The 24,398-nt window shown below is 69.6% G+C and carries 24 protein-coding genes and 1 riboswitch; of the genes, 10 read left to right on the forward strand and 14 right to left on the reverse strand.

All coding sequences use genetic code 11. The annotated features are described in order from the left end of the window. Positions 1-26 precede the first annotated feature (26 nt). Positions 27-647, reverse strand: coding sequence for a LytR C-terminal domain-containing protein (locus tag MOQ72_RS34700; RefSeq protein WP_242190060.1), 621 nt, complete (start codon positions 645-647; stop codon positions 27-29). Further along, positions 647-958: a DUF3263 domain-containing protein gene (locus MOQ72_RS34705; RefSeq protein WP_372495609.1), complete on the reverse strand. Its 312-nt coding sequence runs from the start codon at positions 956-958 to the stop codon at positions 647-649. The genes MOQ72_RS34700 and MOQ72_RS34705 overlap by 1 nt, the downstream gene beginning before the upstream one ends. 309 nt (positions 959-1,267) lie before the next feature. Here MOQ72_RS34705 and MOQ72_RS34710 point away from each other — a divergent pair, with 309 nt between their 5' ends. After that, complete coding sequence (locus MOQ72_RS34710; protein ID WP_242190061.1) at positions 1,268-1,846, forward strand: peptide deformylase; 579 nt, start codon at positions 1,268-1,270, stop codon at positions 1,844-1,846. Positions 1,847-1,850: 4 nt separating this feature from the next. On the opposite strand, the gene MOQ72_RS34715 is transcribed toward MOQ72_RS34710, so the two are convergent. Next, the gene (locus MOQ72_RS34715; protein WP_242190062.1) at positions 1,851-2,507 is read right to left on the reverse strand and encodes a Uma2 family endonuclease; all 657 of its coding nucleotides are present in this window, start codon (positions 2,505-2,507) and stop codon (positions 1,851-1,853) included. Positions 2,508-2,708: 201 nt separating this feature from the next. On the opposite strand from MOQ72_RS34715, the gene thiC reads away from it, so the two are divergent. The 3 genes from thiC to MOQ72_RS34730 all read left to right on the forward strand — a co-directional run bounded on the left by thiC (position 2,709) and on the right by MOQ72_RS34730 (position 7,604). Beyond that, a complete protein-coding gene (thiC, locus tag MOQ72_RS34720; RefSeq protein ID WP_308198034.1) occupies positions 2,709-4,352 on the forward strand; it encodes a phosphomethylpyrimidine synthase ThiC in 1,644 nt (547 codons plus the stop codon). 179 nt (positions 4,353-4,531) lie between these two features. Then, complete coding sequence (gene thiD / locus MOQ72_RS34725) at positions 4,532-5,398, forward strand: bifunctional hydroxymethylpyrimidine kinase/phosphomethylpyrimidine kinase (RefSeq protein WP_242190063.1); 867 nt, start codon at positions 4,532-4,534, stop codon at positions 5,396-5,398. Between the two features lie 220 nt (positions 5,399-5,618). Further along, complete coding sequence (locus MOQ72_RS34730) at positions 5,619-7,604, forward strand: FUSC family protein (protein ID WP_242190064.1); 1,986 nt, start codon at positions 5,619-5,621, stop codon at positions 7,602-7,604. 88 nt (positions 7,605-7,692) lie between these two features. Here the strand turns inward: MOQ72_RS34730 and MOQ72_RS34735 are convergent, their stop codons facing one another. The 3 genes from MOQ72_RS34735 to thiO all read right to left on the reverse strand — a co-directional run bounded on the left by MOQ72_RS34735 (position 7,693) and on the right by thiO (position 9,905). After that, complete coding sequence (locus tag MOQ72_RS34735; protein WP_242190065.1) at positions 7,693-8,457, reverse strand: thiazole synthase; 765 nt, start codon at positions 8,455-8,457, stop codon at positions 7,693-7,695. A gap of 132 nt (positions 8,458-8,589) precedes the next feature. Further along, positions 8,590-8,790: a sulfur carrier protein ThiS gene (gene thiS / locus MOQ72_RS34740; protein ID WP_242190066.1), complete on the reverse strand. Its 201-nt coding sequence runs from the start codon at positions 8,788-8,790 to the stop codon at positions 8,590-8,592. Then, positions 8,787-9,905, reverse strand: a complete 1,119-nt coding sequence (gene thiO, locus MOQ72_RS34745; protein WP_308198035.1) for a glycine oxidase ThiO — start codon at positions 9,903-9,905, stop codon at positions 8,787-8,789. Before thiO ends, thiS begins: the two co-directional genes overlap by 4 nt. Next, a riboswitch (TPP riboswitch) is annotated at positions 9,896-10,001 on the reverse strand. (Overlaps the previous gene by 10 nt.) A gap of 154 nt (positions 10,002-10,155) precedes the next feature. Here thiO and thiE point away from each other — a divergent pair. After that, complete coding sequence (gene thiE / locus MOQ72_RS34750) at positions 10,156-10,827, forward strand: thiamine phosphate synthase (RefSeq protein ID WP_242190067.1); 672 nt, start codon at positions 10,156-10,158, stop codon at positions 10,825-10,827. 265 nt (positions 10,828-11,092) lie between these two features. On the opposite strand, the gene MOQ72_RS34755 is transcribed toward thiE, so the two are convergent. The 3 genes from MOQ72_RS34755 to MOQ72_RS34765 form a co-directional block, all read right to left on the reverse strand. Then, on the reverse strand, positions 11,093-12,217 hold the full coding sequence (locus tag MOQ72_RS34755) for a S1 family peptidase (protein WP_242190068.1): 1,125 nt from the start codon (positions 12,215-12,217) through the stop codon (positions 11,093-11,095). A 158-nt stretch (positions 12,218-12,375) separates the two neighbouring features. Next, positions 12,376-13,308 carry a hypothetical protein gene (locus MOQ72_RS34760; RefSeq protein WP_242190069.1) on the reverse strand — a complete coding sequence of 311 codons (933 nt, stop codon included), beginning with the start codon at positions 13,306-13,308 and terminating at the stop codon, positions 12,376-12,378. Positions 13,309-13,477: 169 nt separating this feature from the next. Continuing rightward, a complete protein-coding gene (locus tag MOQ72_RS34765) occupies positions 13,478-14,233 on the reverse strand; it encodes a GntR family transcriptional regulator (protein WP_242190070.1) in 756 nt (251 codons plus the stop codon). Between the two features lie 332 nt (positions 14,234-14,565). Here MOQ72_RS34765 and MOQ72_RS34770 point away from each other — a divergent pair, with 332 nt between their 5' ends. The 4 genes from MOQ72_RS34770 (at position 14,566) to MOQ72_RS34785 (ending at position 18,797) form a co-directional block, all read left to right on the forward strand. After that, the gene (locus tag MOQ72_RS34770) at positions 14,566-15,834 is read left to right on the forward strand and encodes an extracellular solute-binding protein (RefSeq protein WP_242190071.1); all 1,269 of its coding nucleotides are present in this window, start codon (positions 14,566-14,568) and stop codon (positions 15,832-15,834) included. 2 nt (positions 15,835-15,836) lie between these two features. Then, complete coding sequence (locus MOQ72_RS34775; RefSeq protein WP_308198036.1) at positions 15,837-16,802, forward strand: carbohydrate ABC transporter permease; 966 nt, start codon at positions 15,837-15,839, stop codon at positions 16,800-16,802. Continuing rightward, positions 16,799-17,620, forward strand: coding sequence for a carbohydrate ABC transporter permease (locus tag MOQ72_RS34780; RefSeq protein WP_242190072.1), 822 nt, complete (start codon positions 16,799-16,801; stop codon positions 17,618-17,620). The genes MOQ72_RS34775 and MOQ72_RS34780 overlap by 4 nt, the downstream gene beginning before the upstream one ends. Before the next feature lie 127 nt (positions 17,621-17,747). Then, positions 17,748-18,797 carry an SIS domain-containing protein gene (locus MOQ72_RS34785; protein ID WP_242190073.1) on the forward strand — a complete coding sequence of 350 codons (1,050 nt, stop codon included), beginning with the start codon at positions 17,748-17,750 and terminating at the stop codon, positions 18,795-18,797. A gap of 355 nt (positions 18,798-19,152) precedes the next feature. On the opposite strand, the gene MOQ72_RS34790 is transcribed toward MOQ72_RS34785, so the two are convergent. Further along, on the reverse strand, positions 19,153-19,995 hold the full coding sequence (locus MOQ72_RS34790; RefSeq protein WP_242190074.1) for an amidohydrolase family protein: 843 nt from the start codon (positions 19,993-19,995) through the stop codon (positions 19,153-19,155). Positions 19,996-20,468: 473 nt separating this feature from the next. Between MOQ72_RS34790 and MOQ72_RS34795 the strand changes: the two genes are divergently transcribed. Further along, positions 20,469-21,422 (forward strand): N-acetylglucosamine kinase, encoded by a 954-nt coding sequence (locus MOQ72_RS34795; protein ID WP_242190075.1) that lies wholly within the window; start codon positions 20,469-20,471, stop codon positions 21,420-21,422. Positions 21,423-21,473: 51 nt separating this feature from the next. Here MOQ72_RS34795 and dapA read toward each other — a convergent pair whose 3' ends face one another. From dapA to MOQ72_RS34815, 4 genes are all read right to left on the reverse strand, one after another. Next, entirely contained in the window at positions 21,474-22,316 is an 843-nt protein-coding gene (gene dapA, locus MOQ72_RS34800) for a 4-hydroxy-tetrahydrodipicolinate synthase (protein ID WP_242190076.1), read from the reverse strand. 101 nt (positions 22,317-22,417) lie between these two features. Further along, on the reverse strand, positions 22,418-23,080 hold the full coding sequence (locus MOQ72_RS34805) for a DUF3159 domain-containing protein (RefSeq protein ID WP_242190077.1): 663 nt from the start codon (positions 23,078-23,080) through the stop codon (positions 22,418-22,420). 85 nt (positions 23,081-23,165) lie between these two features. Next, complete coding sequence (locus tag MOQ72_RS34810; RefSeq protein ID WP_242190078.1) at positions 23,166-23,900, reverse strand: ESX secretion-associated protein EspG; 735 nt, start codon at positions 23,898-23,900, stop codon at positions 23,166-23,168. Between the two features lie 40 nt (positions 23,901-23,940). Beyond that, positions 23,941-24,213 carry a hypothetical protein gene (locus MOQ72_RS34815; RefSeq protein WP_242190079.1) on the reverse strand — a complete coding sequence of 91 codons (273 nt, stop codon included), beginning with the start codon at positions 24,211-24,213 and terminating at the stop codon, positions 23,941-23,943. Positions 24,214-24,398: the final 185 nt, after the last annotated feature.

Here is a 24,398-nt window from a genome sequence, read left to right on the forward strand (position 1 = left end):
GTGCCCCTCACCCACCCTCGAACGGGTCACTTGGTGGCGGTGGTGCCCTTGTAGTCGTTGGTGATGATGGCGATCAGGCCCGGCGTGGCGTCCTGGATGCCGTCGAAGCGGGGTTCGGCGCGGGCTCCGACGCGGGCGGCCAGGTCCTTGGCCTGGCGTTCCTCGTCCAAGCCCGGCCGGAAGTAGATCGTCGTGGTGGGGATGCGGCCCGCCGAGTAGTTGCCGACCTCGGGCACCTCGTACCCGGCCAGCCGGAAGTCCTCCGCAGCGCGGTGCGCCAGCCCGCTGATCGTGCTGTTGTTGTACACCCGCACCAGGATCTTGGCCGCCGCGTCACCGGAGCCGACCGGCAAGTCCTGGTTCGGCGCGGTCTGCGGCGGGACGACCGGCGGGCTTTCCGGGATAACCGGTGGCGTCGCGCTGGGGGGCGGCGGCAGCACGGGGGAACTGGGCGGGCTCGGGGCGAACGAGGTGACCGGTGCGTTGGTGCTCGACTCCGGGGGCAGCGGTTGGGCGGAGTTCGACGGGTCCCCGCTGGAAAACAGCGTGGCGATGCCGACGACGCCCGCGATCGCACCGAGCCCGATCAGACCGAAGCCGATGATCTTGGCCTTGGCGGGTCCGGTGGACGGTTCCCCTGAAGTCATCAGTGCAACTCGATTCCCAGTCGTTGGGCGGCCCGCGTGCGCTGCCGACCCGCCCGTGCCTTGCGCAGCCGTTTGATCAGCATAGGGTCTGCCCGCACCGCGACCGGACTGTCCATCAGCGCGTTCAGCAGTTGGTAGTAGCGGGACGGCGACATGTCGAACAGCTCGCGGATCGCCTGCTCCTTCACGCCGGAGCGCTTCCACCACTGCGACTCGAAGGCCAGGATGCTGCGCTCGCGATCGGTGAGTTCGAGGAGCTGCGACGGCTCGGGCGGCGTCGGCTGGGGCGGCACCGGTGGCGGATCGACGATCCGCTCGATCGGCTGGGTGATCGGCTCGGCGAGTCGCAGGCGCCGAGCGTCCGACGATTTTTGCCGTTGTTGCAAGCGCGCCAGTTGCTCGCACTGACGAGCGATCTCCTGCGCGGTCAGCATTTGAGCGGCGTCCATCTGGCTCCTCGCCTCGCGATTCGGGACTTCCCGCCTTCGCCGGAATCACATGGCTGTGATTCCTCCTTAATTACACCATGCCGAGATTGCCGGTGTGAGCGGATCACATCAGCGGGGAGCAGGGCAAGAGCGCCTCGCTGCGCCGGGGCGGAAAACCGCTAAAGTCCCCGCATGGCTGTTCACCCGATTCGGATCATCGGCGACCCGGTGCTGCACAACCCCACCCGTCCAGTGGAACGCTTCGACGATGAACTGCGCACCCTCGTCGACGACATGTTCGAGACGATGGCGGCTGCCAACGGGGTCGGGCTCGCGGCCAACCAGATCGGTGTTGACCTGCGGTTGTTCGTCTACGACTGCCCAGACGACGAGGGTGTCCAGCACCGCGGCTTGGTGGTCAACCCGGAACTGACGACCGCGGAGATCCCGGAGACCATGCCGGACCCGGACGACGACCTGGAGGGCTGTCTGTCGGTGCCCGGCGAGTCCTACCCGACCGGCCGAGCGAGCTGGGCGAAGGTCACCGGGTCCGATGTGGACGGAAAACCGGTCGAGGTCGAGGGGACCGGCTTCTTCGCCCGCTGCCTGCAACACGAAACCGACCACCTGGACGGCCACCTGTACGTGGAGCGGCTGACCGGTCGCTACGCCCGCGCGGCGAAGAAGATGGTCCGGCGCAACGGATGGGGCGTGCCCCACCTGTCCTGGAACCCAGCCGAGATGGGCGATCCGTTCGCGGAAGAGGACTGACGCCTCAGAACTCCTTGGTGTCCAAGGTGAGGCCGAACGGCTCGGGCAACTCGATCGGATCGCCAAAGGGAACGCGGTGCAAGCGGCGGTAGTGCCCGTCCAGAGGCTCGGAATACAGCAACACCGAAGGCCCGTCCCCGGCGAAACGATCGATCAGCAGGTACAGCGGCACGCCCGCGTGCGCATAGCTCCACAGCTTTGTTTTCCGGTCCCGCTCCGCATTGCTTTTTGAGGTGATCTCGACAGCAAGAAGTGCGCACCCGGCAGGAATGGGTGTCGGGTCGTCGTCCGTCGGCATCGCATCCAGCGGAATTACCACCACATCTGGGATGAAAAGGCTGCTCCGCAACGGGATCGCAACGCCAGACGTCTGGAAGATCCCCCACTCGTCGGGAACCTCACGAGCAAGAACGCGATGAACGCGATTGGCGATCCAGTTGTGGCCGTGTCCTGGCGGCGGCGTCATGACGATGCTCTCCTCGATGATCTCCGCGCGCCAAGCCTTGTTGGGCAGATCTAGGTGTTGCCAGATCTGAACCAGTTCGTCCCACGTCGAGCGTTCGAACGCAAGGGCAGCAGTCATAGCGCGGTCACCTCCTGTATCGATGTCATCACGCACCGTACTCACCACCCCTGACAACTTCGCGATCTGCCTGGTCACGAGCCTAACGGCAAACCGGGCTGCCGTCATCGGGGTGAACGGGGTTGGCAACGCCGCTCGGCTGCCGCTAGCGTCTGGCGGCGTCAAAACAAAACCGCGGGAGCTCGCACCAACAGCGGGCTGAGAGGGCGGCTGGAGAACTCCGGGGCCGCCGACCGCATGAACCTGACTGGGTAATGCCAGCGTAGGGAGTGGGTGGCAGTGGCCGACGTGCGCTCGAACTCATCCGGCAACGGAACCGAGATCACCACCGGACCGATCAGCGGATCCCGGAAGGTCCATCGAAACACCGAATCCGGCCTGCGAGTGCCATTCCGCCGCATCGAACTGAGCAACGGCGAGCACCTCGACGTGTACGACACCTCCGGGCCGTACACCGACCAGGACGCCACCGTCGATGTCCACAGTGGACTTCATCGGATGCGGGCGGGATGGACCGACGGCAGGGAGCACCGGACCCAGCTCGGCTGGGCGAAAGCCGGTGTCATCACGCGGGAAATGGAGTACATCGCCATCCGCGAAGGCGTGTCGGCCGAACTGGTCCGGGACGAGGTGGCCAGCGGCCGGGCGGTGATCCCGGCCAACCGCTGCCACCCGGAGAGCGAGCCGATGATCATCGGCAAGAAGTTCCTGGTGAAGGTCAACGCCAACATCGGCAACTCCGCGGTGACCTCCTCGGTCGAGGAAGAAGTGGAGAAGATGGTGTGGGCCACCCGGTGGGGCGCCGACACCGTCATGGACCTCTCCACCGGCAAGCGGATCCACGAGACCCGGGAACGGATCCTGCGCAACTCGCCGGTGCCGATCGGCACCGTCCCGATCTACCAGGCGCTTGAGCAGGTCAATGGCGACCCGGCGGCGCTGACCTGGGAGATCTACCGCGACACCGTCATCGAGCAGTGCGAGCAGGGCGTGGACTACATGACCGTGCACGCCGGTGTGCTGCTGCGCTACGTGCCGCTGACCGCCAACCGGGTCACCGGGATCGTCTCGCGCGGCGGGTCGATCATGGCCGCCTGGTGCCTGGCGCACCACCAGGAGAGCTTCCTGTACACGCACTTCAGCGAGCTGTGCGAGATCCTGCGCGGCTACGACGTCACGTTCTCCCTCGGCGACGGCCTGCGGCCCGGCTCCATCGCGGATGCCAACGACCGCGCGCAGTTCGCCGAACTGGAGACCCTCGGCGAGCTCACCCACATCGCCCGCGAGCACGACGTGCAGGTGATGATCGAAGGGCCGGGGCACGTGCCGATGCACAAGATCGCGGAGAACGTCCGGTTGGAGGAAGAGCTCTGCGGCGAGGCTCCGTTCTACACGCTCGGGCCGCTGACCACCGACATCGCACCCGCCTACGACCACATCACCTCCGGGATCGGCGCGGCGATGATCGCCCAGGCGGGCACCGCGATGCTCTGCTACGTGACGCCGAAGGAGCACCTCGGGCTGCCGAACCGGGACGACGTCAAGACCGGCGTGATCACCTACAAGATCGCCGCGCACGCCGCCGACCTGGCCAAGGGCCACCCGCGCGCGCAGGATTGGGACGACGCGCTGTCCAAGGCCCGGTTCGAGTTCCGCTGGACCGACCAGTTCAACCTGTCGCTGGACCCGGACACCGCGCGGGCCTTCCACGACGAGACGCTGCCCGCCGAACCGGCCAAGACCGCGCACTTCTGCTCGATGTGCGGGCCGAAGTTCTGCTCGATGAAGATCACCCAGGACGTCCGGAAGTTCGCCGAGGAGCGCGGACTGACCAGCGTCGAGGCGATCGAGGCGGGCATGCGGGAGAAGTCCGCGGAATTCGCGGGCACCGGCAGCAAGGTCTACCTCCCCATCGCCGACTGAACCGCTCCCCTGTTTCCGGGGCCGTTCGGCGCCTGTCGGAAGCGGCGATTTAGCGCGAAATAGCCGCTTCCCGTGCGGGCTCGGGCGCCGCAGCCAACGCATTGATGGACTCCTGACCAGTGGAAACCTTGTCGCGAACCCCGGAAGATCGCCAGGAACCAGGCCGTAACATGAACTGGATGCACGAGATCTCGGCCGGGCACGAAATGCGGCCCGCGAACGACACCGCCCCTCCGACCGCGCTGACCATCGCCGGGTCGGATTCCGGCGGCAGCGCCGGGATGCACGCGGACCTGCGCACCTTCTTCGCCTGCGGGGTGCACGGGATGACCGCGGTCACGGCGGTCACCGTGCAGAACACCGTCGGAGTCACCGGGCTGGTGGAGATCCCGCCGGAGACCGTCGCCGCGCAGATCAATGCGGTCGCCTCGGACATCGGGGTGGGCGCGGCCAAGACCGGGGTGCTCGCCTCGGCGGCCACCATCGAGGCCGTGCTGGACGCCTGCGACACCCACGGCATCGGTCGCGACGGCCGCACCCCGTTCGTGCTGGATCCGGTGGCCGCCTCCCGCAGCGGCGAACCACTGCTCCGGCCGGATGCGCTGGATGTATTGCGGCACAAGGCTTTTCCGCGCGCCACGCTGGCCACGCCGAACCTCGACGAGGTTCGGCTGCTGACCGGGATCGAGGCGCGCACCCGCGCGGACCTGCTGGATGCCGCGAAGGCGATCTTCGACTTCGGACCGCAGTGGGTGCTGATCAAGAGCGGTCACCTGGCCGACGACCCGGAGTGCATCGACCTGCTCTTCGACGGCACCGAGGCGATTCCGCTGCCCGGTCCCAGGTACGCCACGGTGCACACGCACGGCGCGGGCGACGTGTTCGCCTCGGCGATCACCGCGGCCCTGGCGAAGGGGGCATCGGTGCCCGACGCGGTGCGCAGCGGGAAGCGGTTCGTGACGCGCAGCGTCGCGCACGCGTATCCGCTGGGTGCCGGGGTCGGGCCGGTGTCGACGTTTTGGCGGGTCAGCCCGCGGTCCTTCTGACGAGGTTCGTCGTCCCGTACGCCGACGAAGATGCGCCGTACAGCAGACCGCCCCCAACTGACCCCCTAATAGAGTGATTTTGGTCCCGGATCTGTAACCCGAATGGCGTTCGTCATCGACATACTCGTCAAGAAGCGCGTAATTCCCAGACCGCGGACCATCAGCGGCAGGCGGTTTGCTGCGCGCTGCGCGCACTAGGACGACAGGGGTTTGCAACAGCGTGGCTAAATCGGTGTGGACACGAGTGCGGGAACGGCTGGCCACGGAATCAGGAGCACCAGACCCCCGACAACGCCAATACGTCGTGCTGGTGATCATCGCCGTGCTGGCTGGCACCGCGGTCGGCTGGCTCTTCGAGTTGCAGATCCCAGCGCTGATCGCCGGGTTGACCGCGGTGCTGGCGCTGGTCGCCACCGGTGGCCAATCACTGCGCTCCGACCTGCACCGGTTCGTCTGGTTCAGCCCCGCGCTGGTGCTCATGATGACCATCGGCCCGCTGCTGGTGAACGTCCCGGTGCTGGCCGCGCTGGCGGTCGCGGTGGTGGTCTTCGGCACCAGCATGCTGCCCGCGCTCGGCGAGCACTACCGCATCGGTGGGCAGACCTTCGCCGCCGCGACGCTGGTGTCCACCACCACCGGGATCGGTGCCGACCAGCCGGTGCTGGTGCTGCTGGCCTCGGCCGTCAGCGGGGCGCTGTTCGCGCTGGTCCTGCGGGTGATCATCGGCCTCAGCGACCCGACCAGGGCGACCCGCGTGGCAGTGGCCCGGACGTTGCTCGAACCCGGTCCCGGCGTGGTCGAATCCGCTGCCGCTGCGTGGCGTGCCGACGGCTCCAGCACTTGGCTGGGCCAGGTGCTCGCCGGGGCGGCTCGGTTCCGCGCTGCTCGCGAAACGCTGCTCACCCAGGCCCAGCAGAGCGACCGGATCGAAGCCGAACGACTCCGGGAGATCGTCGCGCAGGCCGATCAGGTCGCCGCCGAACTCGCGCGGGCGGTACGCGCCCGTGCGTGCACCGGGCTGCCCGCGGTCGCCCGCCGCGACCCGGCCCAGGCGGTGCTGGCGCGCGGCGGACGGCAGGACCTGCCGGACGCGGTGCGCGGCATCAACCAGGCGCTCGACCGGATTCGGGCGTCGGTGGTGCGCCGTGTCGAAACACCGCTGCCACCGTCGGCTCCTGGCGCTCGCCGCGAACGTTTCCTCGGGGCGGTGCGGGCGCATCTGTCGTTCCGGTCGTCGCTGTTCCGGCACGCGCTTCGCTGCACGCTCGCGGTCTCCATCGGCATGGTGATCGTCTTGCTGCTGCGCGATCCGTCGGCGTCCAGCCTGCTGCTCGCGCTGTACGTGGTGCTGCAACCGGCAGCCCGCGACAGCATGACCGGCGCCCTGGAACGCACCGGTGCCGCAGTGCTGGGCGTGACCGCGTTGGCGTTGCTGATCACCCTGCTGCCGGGCGCGTTCCTGCTGGTACCACTGGTGATCGGCGGCATGCTGCTGAACATGGCGCGGCTGCGCGCCGACTACCAGACATTGCTGGGTTGCCTGATCGTGGTGACCGTCGTCGACCAGGCATTGCGGCTGGAACGGCCGCTGGTGAACGTGGCGATCAGCTTCGCGGCGAACATGGCGGTCGGCGCGGCCATCGCGCTCATCGTCGGTTACGTCAGCTACCTGGTGCTGCCCAGCAGCATCCTGCCGGACGTGCGCGGCGCGGTGCGGTCCACCGTGTGGTCGGTGTCCGAACTGCTGCGCAGCGTGCGGGCCGCCGGTCAGGGTGTCGATCTGCCCGCGGCGTTGCAGGCGGCGAACGTGCTCGCGTTGCGGCGCACCCAAGATCTGCTCGGCATGCCCGCGCTGCTGGACGGAACCGGCGAGGAGACCGACGACGATCGCGCCACCCGCGCGGCGGCCATCGCCCTCGACGCGCTGCGGCAGGACGTGGCGACCCTCGCGTTCCGGCCGGAGGCCGAGCAGGCGGTGGCGGTCCCGGCCCTGCGCGCGGTGGACGACCTGCTGGGCGGCAAGCCGACGGCGAAGATCCCGGACGTGCCGGAGGGCAGCGCCCCGGCCACCGAACTGCTGGCGAGCTCGCTGGTGGAGAACGCCCTGCACGCCCGCCTGGCGATCGACCGGACCTTCGGCTACGACAGCCCGTGGAAGACCTACACGATCGCCTTCGTCCGCCCCGAACGCCTGCACATCCGCTGAACCCGGCAACACCACCTCTGGGGGAAAGGTGGGGGGCACCTGTGACCAAGTAACTGGGTCACAGGTGCCCCTCACCTCGAAAAACTGTTCACTCCATCGGGCGGCCTGGGCTGGAGGCTTGGGCCCAGAAGCGTTGCGGGATCCGGCCCGCCAGGGCCGCTAGGCGTCCGGCTTCGACCGCCGCCTTCATCGCCGCCGCCATTCGCTCCGGGTCTTGGGCTCGGGTGACCGCCGTGGCCAGCAGCACCGCCGAACAGCCGAGTTCCATGGCCAGCGCCGCGTCCGAAGCAGTGCCGATACCCGCGTCGAGCACGATCGGAACCGAGGCTCGGGAGACGATCATCTCGATGTTGTGCGGGTTCCGGATGCCCAGACCGGTGCCGATCGGCGAACCCAGCGGCATCACCGCAGCGCAGCCGACCTCTTCCAGCTTCAGCGCCAGCACCGGGTCGTCGTTGGTGTAGGCGAGCACCACGAAGCCCCGGTCGACCAGCTGCTCCGCCGCATCGAGCAGTTCCACCGGGTCGGGCAGCAGGGTGTCCTCGTCGGCGACGACCTCCAGCTTGACCCAGTTCGTCTCCAGCGCTTCGCGGGCCAGCTGCGCGGTCAGCACGGCTTCGGCCGCCGTCCGGCAGCCCGCCGTGTTGGGCAGCGCCTCGATGTCCAGCTTGCGCAGCAGGTCGAGCACTCCGGTGCCGCCGCCAGCGTCGGCGCGGCGCATCGCCACTGTCGTCAGCTCGGTTCCGGAAGCGATCAACGCGCGCTCCAAGACCGCGAGGTTCATCGCCCCTCCGGTCCCGGTGATCAGTCGCGAACCGAACTTCCGACCGGCGATCACCAACGGGTCGTCCATGAGTCTCCTAACGACGGGCCCGCCAACTCCGGGCGGCACGGGTGCGTTTCCGTTGCCCCGCAAGGGGTTGGTTCGGGCTGGACCACAACCTTTCGAGCTGGAAGCCCCTCCTCCTGGTGGGGCGGAGCCACGTCACCCTCCTTGCACCGCGGTGAGGACCTCGATCGTGGCATCGGGGCGCAATCCGGTGGTCGGCCACAGGGCGCGCGGCACCACCGCGCCGTCCAGTGCCACCGCCACACCCCGCTCGGGCACCCCGAACTCCCGCAGCGCCGACGCGAGCGTGGCGTCCGCGGCGATCTGCCGGGGTTCCCCGTTGATCAAGACGTTCACTGCTGTCCTCCCCATCGACTCGGATCGGCGGCCTTGATCTCGGCGGCGGGCTCCTCGCCGCGCAACAGCGCGAGCACCGCCTCGACGGTCACCGGGGCGAGCAGGAAGCCACCGCGGTGGTGACCGGTGGCCGCCAGCACGCCGGGTTCCAGCCAGCCGAGCACCGGCAGGTTGTCGTCGGTGCTCGGGCGCAGTCCGGCCGCAGCCTCGACCAGCTGGTACTCGGAAAGGCCCGGCATCAGTTGTTCGGCGTCGGCGATCAGATCGCGCACTCCGCCCACCGTGACCTCGGTGTCGAAGCCGACCTCGTACTGGGTGGCGCCGAGCACCAGACCGCCGTCGTCACGCGGCACGAGGTAGACCGGACGACCGCGCACCGGCCCGCGCACCGTGCGGCTCGGCGGCGGCAGCGCCGTGGTCCGCGCGCGCAGCCGGAGGATTTCGCCCTTCACCGGCCGGATCCGGTCCCGCAGCGCGGGGTGCAGCGCACCAGAGTGCGCACCGGCCGCGATCACCACCACGTCGCAGTCCATAGTGGATTCTTCGAGCTCCACCACACCGGGGCGCACGCTTTTCGCGTTCGCCGTGACGAATTCGACGCCCGCCGCGGTGGCCGCCGCGCGCAGCGCGAGCAGCGCCACGCGGTTGTCGACCGCGAGATCACCCGGCACTTCGAGCCCGCCGCGCACCGCCGGACCCAGCGACGGTTCGAGTCTGCGCAGCTCCCGGCCGGACAGCCGGTTGACGGTGCGGCCGAGCCGGGCGAGGTAGTCGGCCACGTTGTCCAGTTCGGCCCGGTCGGCACTGTCCACGCCCACCACCAGGGTGCCCTCGCGGCGCAGGCCGGAGGGCCGCCCGGACGCCCGGCTGAGTTCGTCGGCGAACGTCGGCCACTGCCGCAGCGACGCCGAGCCCAGTTCCAGCAGTTCCTCTTCGCCGGGCCACGCCTCGGCGATCGGCGCCAGCATGCCACCGGCCACGTAAGACGCCCCGGACGCCGGTTCGGCGTCGACGAGTTGCACGCGATGCCCAGCGGCGGCCGCGCGCCAGGCGACGGACATACCGATGACCCCGCCGCCCACGACGACGACGTGCTCGGTTCGTTCTTCAGACACTCCACGCTCCCTGCGCCGGCATGACCCGGATCAGGTTCGACGGTCGGGGCCAACGCCCCCTCTCAGCCCGGTGTCCGGACTCCCGTGCTCACCGAGTCCACCGTACCGGGCGCGGATCTCGACGTCAGTGCCCGTCCTGACCGAATTCGCGCGATCGGCCTGGGGGACGACCGCTGCTGGGCGAGATCGAGCGATTCCGCCGCAGCCGCGCGCTCCGGCGGCAGCGGCACCAGGGGCTACCCTGTGGAACATGCCTGGATTGGACGGTTTCGGCATCCGCGCTCGCCTCGCCGAGGCGCGGCTGTACCTGTGCACCGACGCACGCACCGAGCGCGGTGACCTCGCGGAATTCGCGGAAGCGGCACTAAGCGGCGGAGTCGACATCATCCAGTTGCGGGACAAGAACTCCAGCGGCGCTCCGCTGGAAGCCCGCCAGGAACTCGCGGCGCTGGAGGTGCTGGCCGAGGTCTGCGTGCGGCACGGCGCACTGCTCGCGGTGAACGACCGAGCCGACATCGCCTTGGCAGCCGAGGCCGACGTCCTGCACCTCGGACAGGACGACCTGCCGGTGGAGATCGCCCGGCGCATCCTCGGCGAGCACATCGCGATCGGCCGGTCCACGCACGACGTGGTGCAGGCCGACGCCGCGGCCATCGAACCGGGTGTGGACTACTTCTGCACCGGCCCGGTGTGGACCACGCCGACCAAGCCGGGTCGACCGGCGGCCGGGCTCGACCTGGTGGAGCACGCCGCGGAGCACCGGGGACACGGTCGGCCGTGGTTCGCGATCGGCGGCATCGGTCCGGACAACCTCGACGACGCCCTCAAAGCCGGAGCGCAGCGGATCGTCGTGGTCCGCGCGATCACCGAAGCCGAGGATCCCCGCGCGGCGGCTCGGGAACTCCGCGACCGCCTGCCCTGAACGGCCGTGAGGGCGAAAGCGGGTTGACGCCCGCTTCCGCCCTCACGCGATGATGTGCGTCTTTTTGATCTTTCAAGCGGCGTAGCCGCTTAGCCCACCTACGCCACTTGCACCGCCGCGGGTTCTCAGAGGTTTTCTCGCGAGGACAGCCCCGACGTGGGCATACATGATGTCGGGGATCCCGCAGCCGAGAAACCTCTGAGGTTCCGCTACCCGCACCGCCACGCAAAACGAGTTCGGGACGGTGATTTTCGGGGACAGGTGGTTACTGAGTCAGCAGGGTCAGGCCGTAGGCCTGGAGGATTTCGTTCACCGGCTGGAAGTAGGTCGTGCCGCCGGAGGAGCAGTTGCCCGAACCGCCCGAGGTCACGCCCTGGGCCTGGTCACCGGACAGCCACGAGCCACCCGAGTCGCCGGGTTCGGCGCAGACGTCGGTGCGGGTCAGGCCGGACACGGTGCCCTGCGGGTACTGCACCGTCTGGTTCTTGGCCTCGATCGAACCGCAGTGCCAGCCGGTGGTCGAGCCGGAGCGGCAGATGGACGCGCCCTCGGCGGCCTCGGTGGAGCCAGCGACACCGACCGTGCTGCCGTTGTACTGGTTCACCAACGGCTGCGGGGTGTCACCGGATCCGACCGAGACCCAGCCGTAGTCGTCGCCGGGGAACGACGAGCCCTCGAACTGGCCGGTTGGCTCCGTGGTGCTGTCGCCCTGGCTGCCGCAGTGCCCGGCGGTCACGAAGCCGCCCTGCACCGAGAACCCGACCGAGCAGCGGCTGCTGCCACCGATGTAGTAGGCGTTGCCGCCGATGACGTCGGCGTAGGTCCGCGGGTCTTCGAGGGACTCGACGACGCGGACTGCCTCCGTGAGAACCCCGGTCGCCTGCACGAACTCCGCCGCGTCGGCCTCGGTGCCCGGCCTGGTGGTGACGACGACCGAGTTCTCGCTGCCGTCGGCGTACCAGCCCGAGATGCCCCTGGGCGCCACCGTGCTGTGCGTGTTGAGACCTTCGACGACGCCGTTGAGCTCCTCGATGGAGAAGTCGACCTGCCTGGGTTGCGCACCGGCAGCGCGGACCTCGTCGAACCGGGCCGGGTCGGTCACGCCGACGACCAGCTTGCCGGTCTCGGCGTCGAAGTAGGACCCGCCGAAGGAACCGGCCAGCGAGCCGCGCAGCTGCTGGTCCGCGCGGTTGGCGGCGGTTTCCTGGGCGATCCGTTGGATGGCCTGGTCACGGGTCAGCCCGAGATCGCGCTGCATCGCGTCGAGCAGAGTCGCCCTGGCCGGGGTTGGCGCGGTTTCGGTCGCGGTGGCTGGCATGGTCAGCGCGGCAACCGTTCCCGCTGCCAGCATCACAGTCCCGGCCATTCGGGCCGCGAGTCTGCGCTTCATCTGTGTCTCCCTCTTGTGAGCTGGATCTCAGGGCCCCCGTCGCTGATCCAGTATCAAAGGAGATCACCAGTCCCACATCCACCTTTCGCCGCATCTCGCCCAAAACGCCCGTTACGCAACTCGATCGAGCTAGCGAAACAGGGGTTGAACAGGGCCTCTTACCGCCCAGACGGGTACTCGGGCAACACGCCGGTTTCACCTGCCGGGTCGCGCGGCTGGAACGCGCCCGACTCCGGCGCGGAGGTCTGCTGCTGCGACGTCGGCGATTGGCTCGGCTCCGTGGTGGGGGTGGGCTGCTGCGTCGGCTGTTCGGTCGGCTGCTGGGTGGGCTCCACCTCCGTCGTCGGCTGCGGCTGCTCGCTGCCGGTCTCCGGCGGGGCGTCGGTGTCGGTCGGAGCGGTCGGCGTCGGCTGCGAATCCTGGTGCAGCACCCGCCCGAGCGTCGTGCCGCGTTCGCCACCGGACAGCGGCCGTCCAGTCACGCCTTCGAATCCGGTGATGATCAGCATGCTCAGCACGAACGCCACCGCGCAGCTGGCCGCCACCATCGCCCACCGGATCTGGCGCTTGCGCCGATCAGCGGAGTCCGGCCGCGCGGCAACGGCTTCGGTGGGCGCGGAACCGTCCCAGCTCAACATGCGGGTGGCGGCCTCGGCGTCGACCTTCGCCGGTTGGTCGTCGAGCTGCCGCGTCGGTTCGTCCACGACCCGTTCGCCACCCGGCCAGTGCATGCCCGGCGTCAGGTGGATCCGCCGAGTCGCGGCGATCTTTCCGTCCTTTGTGGACACGTATCGCGCGACCTCGGTTCGCTTGGACCGCTTCTCCGAAGCCTTTGCCGCGACCTCGGCCGCTTTCTGCTTGGCGTTCTCGAGCGAGCGCTGGTAGAGCGCACCGCCGACGGTGATGACCACGCTGGTCAGCCCGGCACCGACCACGGTGCCCGCCACCCCGAGCCGCGAACCGAGGAAGGCCGCCGTCACCGATGCCAGCGCCGCACCCGCGACCTGCGGCGGCGACAGGTCCAGCTTCTTGGGCTTCTTCTCCGTTTCGTCCGAATCCTGTTGCCTGGACTCCGATTCCTTCCTGACCATGGCTCCCACGCACGTTGAAGGCATTCTCTCCCGGGACGTTCCAACGGATGATCACAGCGGATTTCTCCAAATCGTTGTCCAACCGTGAGAACTCCCACTCCGGGTAACGCCGGAACAGCGAAGGGCACCCCGATTCGGGGTGCCCTTCGTGCGGTGGAGCCAGCGGCGCTCAGGTCGGCGGGTTGAGCCGTGCGACGAACTTGTAGCGGTCGCCGCGGTAGATCGAGCGCACCCATTCCACCGGGCGTCCCTCGGTGTCGAAGGAGTGCCGGGACAGCAGCAGCATCGGCAGCCCGACGTCGGAGCCGAGCAGTTCCGCCTCCTCCGGGCTGGCCAGGGCGGTCTCGATGGTCTCCTCGGCGTGCCCCAGTTCGACCTCGAATTGCTCGCGCAGCACCTGGTACAGCGAGCCGCCGGATTCCAGCCGGTTGGTCAGCCCGCGGAACCGGGACAGCGGGAGGTGGGTGGTCTCGATGGCCATCGGTTCGCCGTCGGCCAACCGCAATCGGCGCAACCGCAGCACGGTCGCGCTCGGTTTGGTCGCCAGCAACGCCGCCAGTTCCTCGGCTGCTGGTTCCTCGACGACCTCCAGCAGCCGCGAGGTGGGCTGGCGTCCCTGGGCGCGCATGTCCTCGGTGTAGCTGCTCAGCTGCAACCGCTGGGCGACCTTCGGCTTGGCCGCGAAGGTGCCCTTGCCCTGCACCCGCAGCAACCGGCCTTCCACGGTCAGTTCCGCCAGCGCCTGGCGCACCGTGGTGCGCGAGACGTCGAACTCGGCGGCCAGCGAGCGTTCGGTGGGGATGGGCGCACCGGGCGGTAGGGACCGGAGCATGTCCAGCAGGTGCTGCTTGAGGCCCCAGTACTTCGGTTCGCGTTGTGCACGTCCAGGCGAGTCCGCCCCGCCGGACACGGACGTTTCGAGCATCGTTCCTCCTACCACCGCAACCTTGCCGCCGTTGGTTCCGCTCCCCGAGGCGTCTAGTCGCCGCCCTCCCGAGTCGTCCAGTACTTCAGCATGCCCGAAAGTCGGCGGGCTGGTCCCCGTTGCCGCGCAGGTTTCCGCCGCGGTGCGCAACGCCCGAAGATCAAGGCCGCCTTATGCGTGCGTGAACAGTAACGCCGAAAAGTCTTGACATTGAGTGTCGCGCGCCACAATCTTCATCGCATTGGTCTACACCAACCAGCTGGCGGGTCTCGCTGCGGCGCTGACGGCGAGCACCCGCGACTCCGCGACCCTCGCGGAGGAAGGGGCGAACGTTGAAAACCTGGAGAGCGCTCGCGGCGGTAGCCGCACTGTCGTTAACCGTCGCTGGCTGCGGCGGAGCGTCCGGCGGCGGCGACAACACTTTGACGGTCTGGCTGATGGACGGCTCCGCGCCGGACGTGCTGGTCGACGAGCTCAACAAGGAATTCGAGCAGAGCCACCCGGGCATGAAGGTGGACTACCAGATCCAGCAGTGGAACGGCATCCAGGACCGCCTGACCACCGCGCTGACCAGCAACGACCCGCCGGATGTGATCGAACTCGGCAACAGCCAGAACCCGCAGTTCTCCGCCGAGGGCACGCTGCTGGACCTCACCGCCGACGCCGACGGCCTGGGCAAGGCGCAGTGGGTACCGGCGCTGGCCGAATCCGGGGCGTGGGAGGGCCAGCAGTACGGCGTGCCGTTCTACGCGGCCAACCGCGTCGTCGTCTACAACACGGAACTGTTCCAGCAGGCGGGCATCACCCAGCCGCCGACCACCCGCGACCAACTGATCGATGCCATCACCAAGCTGGAGCAGACGCACGGCGCCGACCCCGAGTTCCAGTCGATGTACCTGCCCGGCCAGTCCTGGTACGCGCTGCTGTCGTTCATCTGGGACTCCGGCGGTGACATCGCGGTCCGCGACGGCGCGAACTTCAAGGGCGCGCTGGACACCGCCCAGACCCGCGAAGGCGTCGAGTTCTACCAGCGGCTGGTCGAAACGTCGGCCACGTCCGCCCCGGCCGACACCGACGAGGCCGAGCCCCAGCAGGCCGAGGTGTACGCCAAGGGCAAGGTCGCGATGATGATCGCGCTGCCCTGGGAGGTGCAGACCGCGGCGGAGACCAACCCCCGGATCGCCGAGATCTCGTCGGCCTTCCCGATCCCGTCGAGGTACGCGGGCAAGACCGCACCTGTGTTCCTCGGCGGTTCCAACCTCGCGATCCCGGCGGGCAGCTCCGACGCCGACGCCGCCAAGGACTGGCTGAGGCTGCTCACCAGTCAGAAGTACCAGACCAAGCTCGCCGAGAGCGGCGTCGTGCCCGGCGCCTCGCAGGACACCAGCGCGCTGGAGCGCAACCCGGTGAGCGCGGCGATGGCCGCCGCGTCGAAGTCCGGCAAGGTGCCGCCGCCGGTGCCGCAGTGGGCTGCCGTCGAGGCCGGGCAGAACCCGCTGAAGGACATGATGACGGCCGTCCTGACCAGGCAGAAGACCGTCGTTGACGCCACCATGGAGGCGAACGCCAAGATCACCGAGGCGCTGGCGGCGAACAGCTGATCATGACCGCCACGCAGACCCGACCGGCGCCGGGCGCAACGGGTTCGCCCGTCGTGCCCGGCGCTCCGCGCCGCGCGCGAGCCCGGAACTCGATGCCGTACCTGCTGCTCGCGCCCGCGGTGCTCGCGCTGATCGTCCTGCTCGGCTGGCCCGCGGTGAACGTGATCGTGACCAGCTTCCGCAAGCTCGACCTCGGTGAGCTCACCCGCGGCGAGATCACCTGGATCGGCTTCGACAACTACACCGAGATCCTCGGCGACCCCGACTTCTGGACCGTGGTGGTCCGGACCGTGGTGTTCACCGCGAGCATCGTGGCGGCCACCGTGTTCGGCGCGCTGCTGCTGGCGTTGCTGATGCGGCACGTGCCCGTGCTGCCGCGGGCGGTGCTGCAGATCAGCCTGCTGCTTGCCTGGGCGATGCCGCAGCTGGCCGCGACCACGGTGTTCCAGTGGATCTTCGACCAGCAGTACGGGATCTTGAACAAGACGCTGGTGCTGCTGGGTTTCGAGTCCTTCGCCGGATCTTCCTGGTTCGCCACCGGCGCCAGCACGCTGACCGTGGTGGGCATCCTGATCGTCTGGCAGGCCGTGCCGTTCGTGGCGATGACGCTCTACGCCGCGCTGCTCGGGGTGCCCAAGGACCTCTACGAATCCGCCGGGATCGACGGCGCCAGCGGCTGGCAGACGTTCGCCACGATCACCTGGCCGCACCTGAAACCGGTTCTGATGATCGTGACGTTCCTGTCGATCCTGTGGGACTTCAAGGTGTTCTCGCAGGTGTGGGCGATCCGCGAGGGCGGCCCGAACGGCGGGAGCACCACACTGCCGGTGCTGCAGTACCTCGAAGGCATCGCAGGCAAGCACTTCGGGTTGGCCGCCGCGGTCAGCGTGCTGATGGTGCTCGTACTCGTCGTCGTCTGCGCGCAGTACCTGCGGTTGCTGCTGCGTTCCCAGGAGGTGGAGCTGTGAGGACCCGCCGGATCGCGCTTTCGACGCTGGCCCTGGCCATCGCGCTGGTGTTCGCGTTCCCGACCTACTGGATGTTCGCCAGTTCGCTCAAGCCGCGCGGCGAGGTGCTGTCCACGTCCTACGACCTGGTACCGAGCTCGATCACCGCGCAGAACTACGCGACCGCGCTGCTGGAGTCGGACTTCCTGCGCTACCTGGGCAACAGCCTGCTGGTCACCCTCACCGCGGTGGCGTGTTCGCTGGTCGCCGGCACCTTGGCGGCGTTGGCGATGAGCCGGTTCCGGTTCCGCGGGCGCAAGGGGTTCCTGATGCTCGTGCTGGTCGCGCAGATGGTGCCGTTCGAGGCGCTGATGGTGCCGATGTTCCTGTTCATGCGGGATCTCGGACTGCTGGACCGGCTGCCCTCGCTGATCCTGGTCTACTGGATCACGACGCTGCCGTTCACCATCTGGTCGCTGCGCGGGTTCATCGACGGGATCCCGATCGACCTGGAGGAGGCCGCGATGGTGGACGGCTGCGGCCGGGCCGAGGCGTTCCGCCGGGTCACCCTGCCGCTGCTGGGGCCGGGTCTGGTGGCCACCTCGGTGTTCGCGTTCATCACCGCGTGGAACGAGTTCCTGTACGCGCTGGTGTTCATGCGTTCCGAAGATCTCCGGACGCTGCCGGTCTTCCTGCAGAGCTTCCAGAACGCGTTCGGCACCGACTGGGGTGCCACGATGGCCGCGGCGACCCTGTTCACCTTGCCGGTCCTGGTGTTCTTCCTGGTCGTGCAGCGGAGAATGGTGTCGGGCATCACTGCGGGAGCGGTGAAGGGCTGACAGCCTGGTCCTGGACCTGGCACCCGGAGTTCCGGGGATGGACACCCGGGCGGTGTCCGGGGTTCGGCCGCCGTGCCGCGACTTTCGGATAGGATTGGTCTAGACCTCGATGGAAGGGACGGACCCGATGACCGAGGCCACCGCCACCCCCGGCCGCAACATGACCGACGAGATCGCCCAGCAACCCGCCGTGTTCGCCGACCTGCTGGCCGGTCGCGACGCGATAGCCGAGGTCGCCGCGCGCATCGCCGAACGCCGACCGCGCTTCGCGCTGCTGGCCGCACGTGGCTCCAGCGATCACGCCGCGCTCTACGCGAAGTACCTCATCGAGGTGCTGCTCGAACTGCCCGCCGGGCTGACCTCGCCGTCGACGACCACGCTCTACGGCGCGCGACCGGACCTGACCGACGTGCTGCTGGTGTCGGTCAGCCAGAGCGGCGGATCGCCGGACCTGCTGGAGGTCACCGAGTCCGGCCGCGAGCGCGGCGCGCTCACCGTCGCGGTCACCAACACCGCCGACTCCCCGCTGAACTCCGCCGCCGAGCTGTCGGTGGACATCCGCGCGGGTCAGGAACAGGCCGTGGCCGCGACCAAGACCTACAGCGCGACGCTGCTCGCCCTGTACCTGCTCATCGACATGGTGCGAGGCGGCACCGGAGCGCAGGCCGAGTCGATCCCGGATCTGGCGGCGACCACCCTGGACACCAGCCGCGAGGCGGTGGACGAAGCAGTGCGCAGTTACCGATTCGCGGAACGGATCGTCACCACCGGGCGCGGCTACTCGCTGGCGACCGCCAGCGAAGCGGCGCTCAAGCTCGCCGAGACCAGCTACCTCTCGGCCCGCTCCTACAGCGGCGCCGACCTGCTGCACGGCCCGGTCGCGGCGCTCGACGCGGACACCGCAGTGCTCGCGATGTGCAGCGATGGGCGCGGCGGCTACGCGATGCGCGAAGTGCTCGACGCGGTTCACGAGCGCGGCGCGGACATCTGCGCCATCGGCTCGGCGGCCTCGGACGTGCGGGCCTCGCACCGCATCCCGGTCCCCGCCTGCGCCGAGGAGCTGGCGCCGGTGCTGGAGGTCCTGCCGGTGCAGCAGTTGGCGCTCGGCCTGGCACTGGACCGTGGCTTCGACCCGGACAACCCGAGAGGTCTGCGGAAGGTCACCCGCACCCGCTGACCCGGCCGGAACACCCGGTCCGCGAATCTCCTTCTGGTGCCTGTCTTTGTTCTTGCTTTTGAAGCGGCGAAGCCGCTTAGCGCACCGCCGCAGGTTCTCAGGCTGTGCCCACTGGTGTTCTCCGGGAGGACAGCCACGACGTGGTGCATCGGACATACACGATGTCGGGGATCCCGGACCGAGACGGCGTCTGAGGTTCCACCACGCAAACCGAGTCCGAAGACAGGCTTTTGGCAGGTCGGAACGCAAAAGCCCGCCTCACCGAGGGGGCGGGGTGAGGCGGGCAACGCCAGGTTACGCCGAACGGAGCAGCCTGCAAACGTCGGGGCGAAGCGGATGGCAGAGGCGAAGGTCCCTAAATGTCGTATACCTGTCGTGCCGTGGTGTCGAACACCGCCGAACGCTGGCGATCATCGAGTCCCGCGGTCAGCTGCCTGGCCAGGTCGATGACCTGCCCGTACTCGGCGGCGAGCAGGCACACCGGCCAGTCCGAGCCGAACATCAGCCGACCCGGCCCGAACGCCTCCATTACCACGTCCGCGTAAGGTCGCAACCTCACCGGATCAGGTTGCCGGGTCCAGTCGTCCTCGGTGACCAGCCCGGACAGTTTGCAGACCACGTTCGGGTGCGCCGCCAACGCCCGGATCCGGCTCGCCCACGGCTCCAACTCGCCGGTGGCCACCGGCGGTTTCGCGCAGTGGTCGAGCACGAAGGTCAGCTGCGGGAATTGGCTGACCGCCTTTATCGCGGCGGGCAGCTGGTGCGGGCGGACCAGCAGCTCGTAGACCAGACCAGCGTCTTCGACCGCGGCCAGCCCGTTCAGCACGTCCGGGCGGATCAGCCAGTCCGGATCCGGTTCGTCCTCGACCTGGTGCCGGATGCCCTTCAGCCAGCCGCCGGAGGGGTGGGCCTGCAGGAAACCGATCCGCTTTCGGGCGTCGCGGGCGGTCAGGTCGATCCAGCCGACCACCGCCGCGATGCAGTCCACGGTGTCGGCCAGCACCAGCATCTCCGGGGTCTCGTCCGGATCCGAGACGGTCTGCACCAGCACCGTGGCGTCCACCGCGGAGCCCGCCAGCGCGTGCTGCAGATCAGCGGGTCGGAAATCGCGGCGCAATGCCGCCATCTCGGGGCCGACGATCCACGGTTGGTCGCGGACGTCGAGATCCCACAGGTGGTGATGGGTGTCGACGGTCATCTGACTACCTCGCTCGCCCCGGCGTGCCCCGTTCTTCCATCGTCTACATCGGACATTTCGCGCGGACAGGGCGCGGCGCGGCGTAACTCGGCAAGGTCTGCCATGGTTCTTCTCCCCGACTGATCAAGCGACGCCTCGATATATAGCCGCTCTAAGCATCAGAAGCCATAGGTTGGCAAGAACGCCCCCGCGCGGATTCGGCCCGCGCGATCAGCACCGCGTCGGGGGGAGGTACCGGGGTGGGGGGGGGGGGGGGGGGGGGGGGGGGGGGGGGGGGGGGGGGGCGGGGGGGGGGCCGGCGGGGGGGGGGGGCCCCCCGCCCCCCCCCCCCCCCCCCCCCCCCCGGGGGGGGGGGGGGGGCGGGGGGGCCCCCCCCCCCCCCCCGGGCCCCCCGCGGGGTGCCCCCCCCACGACCAGCTCGGACTTGCCCATCGGCACCACCGCCAAACACCCGCGACGGGTAGAAAGGGCGCATGCACCGCGACGAAGCGCCGCTCGTCCTCGGCTTGGACATCGGCGGCACCAGCAGTCGGGCGTTGATCAGCGACCTGTCCGGCACGGTTCTCGGCAGCGGCGAAGCGGCTGGCGGCAACCCGAACTCGCACCCGGCCGACCAAGCCGTGCAGCAGATCGCCGAAGCCGCGCGCACCGCGCTGCGCGATGTCGACCCGGCGGCGGTGCGCAACTGCGTGGTCGGCATGGCCGGGGTCAGCAAGATGGCCGACCCGCAGTTCGCCGAGCTGTTCGACCGCGCGTGGTCGCGGTTGGGCCTGCACTGCCCGAAGCACGCGATCAGCGACTGCGAGGTGGCCTTCGCGGCCGGAACCCCGGAGCCCGACGGGACGGTGCTGATCGCGGGGACCGGGGCCATCGCAGCGCGCATCGAGCAGCACCGGATGACCACGATCGTCGGCGGCCACGGCTGGTTGCTCGGCGACGAGGGCTCGGCGTTCTGGTTGGGCCGCGAAGCGGTCCGGGCCGCGCTGCGCGAGCTGGATCGCGGCGAGCCCTTGCACGGCCTCACCGCCGCGGTGCGCGATCGACTCCTGCCCGATGTGCCGGACGCGCAGCGCAGGAAGCTGATCAGCGCCGTGAACGCGGCGCCGCCGATCCGGCTCGCGGAGCTCGCGCCGCTGGTCACATCGGCCTCGGACGAAACGGCCAGGGACATCGTCCGGCGCGCGGCGCACTTGCTCGCCGAAACCGCCGCCGCCACCCGCACCGGTGGCGACACCAGTCCGATCGTGCTCGCCGGTGGACTCGTCGCCGCCGGGAACCCGGTCGGCGAGGCGCTGCGCGCCGAGCTGGCTGCTCGGGGATGCGGCGAGACGCGCACGGCCGGGCCCGGCGCGGCCGGAGCGGCCTGGCTGGCAGCGTTGGACCTCACCACGGACCCGGTCACCCTGCACAAGCGCCTGCTCGGTTAACGACCGGGGCGATTTAGCGCGAAATAGCCGCTCCTGCCTCGGATCTGGCGGTCAGAGCAGGCCGACGTCGCGCAGACCCTTGCGGATCACGGCGAGTTCCGACTCGTCCGCCTCGACCAACGGCAGGCGAACCCCGCCGACCCGCTGGCCGATCAGGTTCAGCGCCGCCTTGACCGGGATCGGGTTGGTGGTCACCGACAGCGCCGCGTACAGCGGCTTGAGCGAGGCGTCGATCTCTGCCCGGCGCTCCGGCTCGTCGACCATCCGCCGCATCTCGGGGCCGACCAGATGGCTGGCCACCAGGATGCCGCCGAGGCCACCGAGGTCGAGGGCCTGCGCTAAGCCGTCGTCGTTGCCCGCGTAGAGCCCGAGGCCGTCGATCTGGGCGAGCGCGGCGTTGTCCGCTTGCTTGACGTAGTCGATGTGCTCGACCTGGGCGAGTTCGGCGAGCAGGTCGCCGGGCAGCTCCAGCCCGATGCGGGACGGCACGTTGTAGAGCACCACCGGCTTGTCGGTGGCCCGGGCGATCTCGCTGAAGTGCCGGACTAGCCCGCGCCGGTTGGGGCGGTTGTAGTACGGAGTCACCGAGAGCACCGCGTCGGCGCCCAGCTCGGTCGCGCGCTCTGTCATCTCGCAGGCGTGCGCGGTGTCGTTCGACCCTGTCGAAGCGATCACCGTGGTGCCCGCCGGGCGTTGCGAGCAGGCGAGCTCGACGAGCCGCAGGTGTTCCGCATCGGTGAGCGTGGGTGCCTCGCCGGTCGTCCCGCAGACCACGACGCCGTCCGAGCCGTGGTCGATGAGGTGGTGGAACAACGACACGAACGCGGCTTCGTCGACGCGGAGATCGTCGTCGAACGGGGTGACTATCGCGGTGATCACGGTGCCGAGAGACATGAGCGCATTGTGCTCGCACGGCCGACCGGTGTCACGTCAGAATTTCGTCTCCGCACCGCCGTGCGAGGCACCGATCCCACCTGGGTACCGGGCTGGGCTTCTCATCCGCGCGGGTGGCGCAGGCCGGGGTGCTCCGGCGGCAGGGATCGGCGCAGCACCCACCAGCTCGCTGCCACGCACACCGCCACCAGCGGCCAGGTCAGCACGAGCTGCGCGATCGTCAGCGCGCCGGTGGCGCCCAGCAGCCACAGCGGGATGAACACGACCAGCCGCACCACGTACTGCCCGACCCAGACCCAGCTCGCCCGGCCGTACGCGCCCAGCAGCGCCGGGTCGCGACGCCACCGCCGTCCTTGGCCGAGCGCCGTGCCGACGACCACGCCCAGCAGCGGCCAGCGGATCACGATGCTGGTCATCCAGGCCAGCGCGCTGAGCGCGTTGGTCGCCAACCTGGGCAGGAAGAAATCCGCCGCGTCGCCGGTGTACAGCGCGATCAGGGCGCCCAGCATGACCGCCAGCAGGCTGATCAGCACGGCCAACGGCCGGGCGCCCCGGTACAGGCGCCATCCCGCGATGAGCGCGCCAACCACCACTGCCACCCCACCGCCGATGGCGATCGACTCACCGCCGAGGTACCAGCCCAGGCCGAACGCGATCGGCGGCAGGCTCGCGTCGACCGCACTGCTGCGGCCGCCGAGCAGGCGCATGAACGAATCGCGGTCGTCGGGGTTGGCGACGATCTCCGTCTGCCGGTCCTGCGTCACAGGGTCAAGCCTGCCCCAACCGGCACCCGGATGGCACCCACCCGTGGCACGCACCTCTGCCATCCGGTCATGTTCGCCGTGCTGTTCAGCGTTGCCGGGTGCGGTCGAGCAGTGCGGCCAGTTGGCCCGCGATGCGGGGTTTGTCCGACGGGCGGCAGGTGACCACGTCCTGGCCGTCGCTGCGCTCGCCCTGCATGGCGTACCGACCGTGGTCGTTGTCGAACCAGATCAGGTTCGGCACCCGGCCGCGCGGCCCGCCCCGACGGGCGCCGCTGACCACGAAGTGCCCGAGCCGGAACTTCTGCCGCGAAGTGATCGCCCGCAGTTCGGCCAGCCCGTCGATGTCGGCGTCCGTCGGGTGGCCGTTGCTGCGATCGGCCACCGCGCGCACCGCGTCGCCGATGCCGGGCGGGGCGTCCGGCAGCAGGTCGGCGCACGCCCTGGGCAGGGCGTCCGGCGCGAGGAAGCTCATCCGCAGCCCCCGGCCGTCGAGCACCCCGACCACCCCGACCTCCCCGGTCGCCACGACCCGCGCGGCCAGCCGGTGCCCGGCGCGCACATCGACCAGCCCGGCCGCGGCGATCGACACCTCGGAGCTGCACAGCAGGTACAGCGCGTCCTCGACCTCCGGCTCCGGGCGGCCGTTGCGAGCCAGGCCGGTGGACTCCAACTCGTGCCACACCTGGTGGACGAGGCGGTTGCGGTCCTCCGCCAGCTCCCCGACCCGCGGGAGTTCGAACGGGTACTGCCGCACGGTGAGGTTCAGCTGCTCACCGAGCACGTCGACCGCGGGGACCGACAGGGTGATCGTCTCGACCATCACACGCTCATTTCGAATTCAGGTGCGCCGGGAAACAGTTCTAGAAGTCCCGGTAGCTTGACGGCGCTTCGCCCAGCACCGGTGGGGCGACCAGCCGACCCGCGCCGTCGTCCTCTTCGAAGAGTTCATCGGCTTCGACCAGGAACTGCGGCACGGCACTGCTGCCGCTCTGCCCCGGCTTGTACTCGGCGCCGACGCGCAGGTCGTCGTCCTCCCGCCGTTCCTCCTTGAAGTCATCGGCCGACCACGAGGTGTTCCGGCCGTAGCCGGAGCGGCCGGACGAGCCCGCGGCCCAGGTACCCGCGGAACCCATCGGTCCGAACCCGCCGTCGGCGCGTTGCGTGAGCCTCGGCGCCCTGGCCGGTTTCGGCGCGGGACGCGGCGGAGGTTCCTGGCGAGGCGGTGGCCCCGGCGGACCAGCCGCAGGCGGCGGAGCACTCGGCGGGCCATCCGGTCGGGGCGGCGGTGGCGGGCCGGGCGGGCGCCCGGCGCGCGGCC

This window comes from Saccharopolyspora soli (assembly GCF_022678645.1).
GTDB lineage: Bacteria > Actinomycetota > Actinomycetes > Mycobacteriales > Pseudonocardiaceae > Saccharopolyspora > Saccharopolyspora soli.

What these genes read in the sequence shown, in the direction of transcription:
- MOQ72_RS34700 (WP_242190060.1), bottom strand. Translation starts at nt 647, where the DNA reads ATGACTTCAGGGGAACCGTCCACCGGACCCGCCAAGGCCAAGATCATC.
- MOQ72_RS34710 (WP_242190061.1), top strand. Translation starts at nt 1,268, where the DNA reads ATGGCTGTTCACCCGATTCGGATCATCGGCGACCCGGTGCTGCACAAC.
- thiD (WP_242190063.1), top strand. Translation starts at nt 4,532, where the DNA reads ATGCACGAGATCTCGGCCGGGCACGAAATGCGGCCCGCGAACGACACC.
- MOQ72_RS34735 (WP_242190065.1), bottom strand. Translation starts at nt 8,457, where the DNA reads ATGGACGACCCGTTGGTGATCGCCGGTCGGAAGTTCGGTTCGCGACTG.
- thiE (WP_242190067.1), top strand. Translation starts at nt 10,156, where the DNA reads ATGCCTGGATTGGACGGTTTCGGCATCCGCGCTCGCCTCGCCGAGGCG.
- MOQ72_RS34755 (WP_242190068.1), bottom strand. Translation starts at nt 12,217, where the DNA reads ATGAAGCGCAGACTCGCGGCCCGAATGGCCGGGACTGTGATGCTGGCA.
- MOQ72_RS34760 (WP_242190069.1), bottom strand. Translation starts at nt 13,308, where the DNA reads ATGGTCAGGAAGGAATCGGAGTCCAGGCAACAGGATTCGGACGAAACG.
- MOQ72_RS34765 (WP_242190070.1), bottom strand. Translation starts at nt 14,233, where the DNA reads ATGCTCGAAACGTCCGTGTCCGGCGGGGCGGACTCGCCTGGACGTGCA.
- MOQ72_RS34775 (WP_308198036.1), top strand. Translation starts at nt 15,837, where the DNA reads ATGACCGCCACGCAGACCCGACCGGCGCCGGGCGCAACGGGTTCGCCC.
- MOQ72_RS34785 (WP_242190073.1), top strand. Translation starts at nt 17,748, where the DNA reads ATGACCGAGGCCACCGCCACCCCCGGCCGCAACATGACCGACGAGATC.
- MOQ72_RS34790 (WP_242190074.1), bottom strand. Translation starts at nt 19,995, where the DNA reads ATGACCGTCGACACCCATCACCACCTGTGGGATCTCGACGTCCGCGAC.
- MOQ72_RS34795 (WP_242190075.1), top strand. Translation starts at nt 20,469, where the DNA reads ATGCACCGCGACGAAGCGCCGCTCGTCCTCGGCTTGGACATCGGCGGC.
- dapA (WP_242190076.1), bottom strand. Translation starts at nt 22,316, where the DNA reads ATGTCTCTCGGCACCGTGATCACCGCGATAGTCACCCCGTTCGACGAC.
- MOQ72_RS34810 (WP_242190078.1), bottom strand. Translation starts at nt 23,900, where the DNA reads ATGGTCGAGACGATCACCCTGTCGGTCCCCGCGGTCGACGTGCTCGGT.
- MOQ72_RS34815 (WP_242190079.1), bottom strand. Translation starts at nt 24,213, where the DNA reads ATGGGTTCCGCGGGTACCTGGGCCGCGGGCTCGTCCGGCCGCTCCGGC.